Below are 3,951 nucleotides of genomic sequence, written 5' to 3' on the forward strand. Positions count from 1 at the left end.
GCGACCGCCGCCGGAACCGCGTAGACGATCAGCATGTACAGGATCACGCCGGGAATCAGGGCGGGGTTCTTCAGCATGTCGGAGAAGCCGAACAGGACCGGTATCTTCTGCAATCCAAGCACATCGGCGAGAGAAGCGCCGAAAAGGCGTTCAAGCGTGACCACCGTCAGTGCGCCGAAAAACCAGCCGAGCAGCGGGACCCGTGAATAAGGCGCCAGGAAGTCCCGGAGACGGGACTTCACACGTTCGGCGTTCCCCCCGTTTCCTTTTCCCCCCGTCATCGGCCGGCTACAGCCTCAACCGGGCGCTGTACGGCTCCCCGAAAAATCCGTGCGGCCGCACCGTCAGGATCAGCAGGATTATGGAATAGGCGATCAGGTCGCGCAGCGTGGAGGGGAAGACCATGGCGACGAATATCTCGGTGAACCCCAGGAGGAAACCGGCGAGCGTCGCCCCGATCACCGACCCTCTGCCCCCCAGGATGGCGGCCACGAACGCCTTCCATCCGAACAGGATCCCCATGTACGGGTCCAGCACGGGGTAGGCGACGCCGAAGAGGATCCCCGCGGCCGCGGCCAGCGCGGAACCCAGGGCGAACGTGAGGGCGATCATCCTGTTGAGCGGCACCCCCATCAGCGGGACGACCGATGGGTCGTAAGCCATCGCCCGCATGGCCATCCCCCACTTCGTTCGACGCACGAACTGGTGCAGGGCAACGGCAAGGAGCAGCGATACGAGAACGATCATGATCTTCTTGTTGGTGACGAATACGCCGCCCAGGTCATAGGTGGCGGTCGCGATCAGGGACGGGAAGCTGACCCGCCTGGCCCCCATCAGCGCCAGGTTGCCGGTCTCAAGGATGATGCCGATCATCAGGCCCGTGATCGCGGCGGAGGCGCGCGGCGCGTTTCGCAAGGGCCGGTATCCCACCCGCTCCACGATGATCCCCACGAACGAGGTCAGGAACATCGAGAAGAGGATGGTCAGCACCAGGATCAGCCAGTTCGGCATGGCGACGGCGCCCATCGCGGCAAAGCCGATGAGCGCCGTGGACACTCCGAAGCCGATGTACGCCCCCACCATGAAGATATCGCCGTGCGCGAAATTGAAGAGCATGAGGATGCTGTAAACCATGGAATAGCCGAGCGCGATCAGGGCGTAGAAGCTCCCCCACTGGAGAGCGTTTACCAGGTTCTGGAAAAAGTAAGCCATCGATCGGGCGACTGCGCCGCCGCTCCTTTACGGACAGGCGGACTTGTAGAACTCGAACTGGCCCTTGTCGCTGATCCGGACGATGACCGCGCACTTGCTCGGGTCGCCCCCGCCGGAGAACGTCATCTCGCCGGTGATCCCCTTGAATTTCTTTATCCGTCCCATCGCCGCGCGGACGTTCTCCCGGTCCTTCTTCACGTCTCCCGTGAGCCCGCCGGTATCCTGGATCGCCTTCTGTACGAGCTTCATGGCGTCCCAGGTGAGCGCCGCCACGTCGTCGGGCACGTAGCCGTATTTCTTCCGGTACCTGTCGATGAACGCCTTGGTCTCCCCCTTCGCCCCCGCGGCGGCGTAGTGCGTGCTGAAGAAGAGCCCGTAGCAGTCCTTGCCGCAGAGGGTGACGGTCTCCGCCGAGCCCCACGAGTCGCTCCCGACGATCGGCTTTTTCCATCCGAGCTGATGCGCCTGCGGCACGATCAGGGCGACCTCGTTATAGTACTGGGGGGTGAAGAGCACCTGGGCGCCCGACTTTATGATCTTGGTGAGCTGCGAGCTGAAGTCGGTGTCCTTCGTGGTGAAGCTTTCGTATGCCACGACGGACCCTTTGCCGTGCAGCTCTTCCCACGCCTTCTTGAAGTATTCGGCCAGCCCCTTCGGGTAGTCGCTTGCCACGTCGTAAAGGACCGCGGCCTTGGTGAATTTGAACTCCGACGAGATGAATTTCGCCAGCACCGGGCCCTGGAAGGGGTCGAGGAAGCAGGCGCGGAACACGTAGGGCCGGCCCTTGGTGGTGTCCGGGTTGGTGGACCACGGGGTGATCATGGGAGTCTTGTAGTTGTTGGCGATCCCGCCCGCCGGGACCGCCTGCTTGGAGGCCTGCGGCCCCACCATGACGAGCACCCCGTCTTCGGTGATCATCTTGGTTGCGGCCTTCACGGCGGATTCCGCCTTGGACTCGTTGTCCTCGATGACGAGCGCGACCTTGTACTTCTTCCCCCCGACCGCCAGCCCCCCGGCGGCGTTCACGTCCTCGAGCCACATCTGGGCCGCGAACTTCGTCCCCTCTCCGACCTTCGGGATATCGCCCGTGATCTCGGCGTTGATCCCGATCCTGATCGTCTGCCCCAGAACAGGTCCGGAAAGGAAGAACGTCAGAAGCCCGGCAAGAACACAAATGACGGCCAGCGATCGTGTTCGCATCTCTCCCTCCTCAATACGGTTGCGGCCAGTTGGTTCCCGATACTTCGAGCGCCTAGTCCGATGCGGCCGATTCGGCGCCCGGGTCGCCGGCGCCGATGTTGAACCCCGCGTCGACGTAGTGCACTTCGCCGGTCACGCCCGATGCCCAGTCCGAAAGCAGATACGCGGTGGCGTTCCCCACCTCTTCCTGCGACACGTTCCGCCTGAGCGGTGCGCCGCGCGCGCCCTTCTCCATCAGTTTGCGGAAATCGACGACCCCGGAGGCCGCCAGCGTGCGGATCGGCCCCGACGAGACTGCGTTGACGCGGATCCCTTCACGCCCGAGATCGTACGCCAGGTAACGGGTCGCCGCTTCGAGCGCCGCCTTCGCCACGCCCATCACGTTGTAGTTCGGCACGGCGCGCACCGCCCCGAGGTAACTCATCGTCACCATGGACCCCCCCGGTCCCATCAACCGGGCCGCCCGCCGGGCGCAGGCGATGAATGAGTAGGCGGAAATATCGAGCGCAAGATGGAAATCGGCGCGGGAGGTATCCCGGAAATCGCCTTTCAGCGATTCCCTGTTGGCGAAGGCGATGGAGTGCACGATGAAGTCGAGCCGCCCCCAACGGGCCTCGACCTTTGCGAAGAAATCGTCCAGTTGGGCGTCGTCGCCGACGTCGAGCGGTTCCACGAAACTCGAACGGATCGACTCCGCCAGGGGGAGAACGCGTTTTTTAAGCGACTCGCCGAGATAGCTGAAACCCAGCTCGGCCCCCTCGCGGTGACAGGCCCTGGCCACGCCCCACGCGATGGATTTATCGTTGGCGACGCCTAATATCAACCCTTTCCTGCCTTGCAGAATTCCCACGATACACCCCCCGTTTTCGGTCACACCCAATCTTAGCAGGGAGCACCGGAAAGGGCACGCGCATCGTGGGGATCCTGCAAGCGAATCGTGCCGCCGTGACTCCTTTAATCAGCCGCGAAGCAGTATATGAATCCCATCCCGCCCGTGCCTTGCAGGTCCTTCTGGCTGCAGCCGCCTTCCGGCCCGCGCGAGGGGTGCGACGAGTTCCACGACTTCGCCGCCGCGCTGTCGTCGAGCCCGGTGCGGTCGGAATGGCCGACCATCGCCGCCCCGGCGCCGCTGCTGGTCCAGTTGGAGCATGTCCTGTCCGCCTCGTTGCCGAATGCCGTGCCGTCGGGCCTCGATCCGGTGAGGATGTCGTGCATGTTCGGCGCATCTCCCCGGCCCGGGACGATCTCGCCCTTCTCGTTCAACGCCGTCTGCTTGTTGATGTTGTTCTCCGGCCCGTGCAGCCCGTCAAGGTTATTTGCGATGACGACCCCCTTGGCATTGGACCAGGGGCCCTTTCCGATCCGGTCGCGGGCATTCACTGCGTTGGAGCCCTGCGTGCTCAGGTAGGCCCGCCAGGTCTTCCCGCCTGCGCCCGCGGCCTCGGCCAGCGTCTTGCAAATCCGGTCGGCCCCTTCGAGCCCGCCGAGGTCTCCCCCTTTGCCGGAGCCGGCGCTGCTGACGAAGAAGCTCATGTCGCC

At 64.0% G+C, this 3,951-nt stretch carries 5 protein-coding genes; all 5 read right to left on the reverse strand.

The features are described 5' to 3' along the window. The coding region (locus tag HY896_02175; GenBank protein MBI5575152.1) for a branched-chain amino acid ABC transporter permease at positions 1–242 on the reverse strand (242 nt) is incomplete at its 3' end. A 46-nt stretch (positions 243–288) separates the two neighbouring features. After that, the gene (locus HY896_02180) at positions 289–1,212 is read right to left on the reverse strand and encodes a branched-chain amino acid ABC transporter permease (protein MBI5575153.1); all 924 of its coding nucleotides are present in this window, start codon (positions 1,210–1,212) and stop codon (positions 289–291) included. Positions 1,213–1,239: 27 nt separating this feature from the next. Then, positions 1,240–2,412, reverse strand: coding sequence for an ABC transporter substrate-binding protein (locus HY896_02185; protein MBI5575154.1), 1,173 nt, complete (start codon positions 2,410–2,412; stop codon positions 1,240–1,242). A gap of 52 nt (positions 2,413–2,464) precedes the next feature. Further along, on the reverse strand, positions 2,465–3,262 hold the full coding sequence (locus HY896_02190) for an enoyl-ACP reductase (GenBank protein ID MBI5575155.1): 798 nt from the start codon (positions 3,260–3,262) through the stop codon (positions 2,465–2,467). Positions 3,263–3,366: 104 nt separating this feature from the next. After that, on the reverse strand, positions 3,367–3,951 hold a 585-nt coding region (locus HY896_02195), incomplete at its 5' end, for a lectin (GenBank protein MBI5575156.1).

Source organism: Deltaproteobacteria bacterium (genome assembly GCA_016218975.1).
GTDB lineage: Bacteria > Desulfobacterota > Deferrimicrobia > Deferrimicrobiales > Deferrimicrobiaceae > JAENIX01.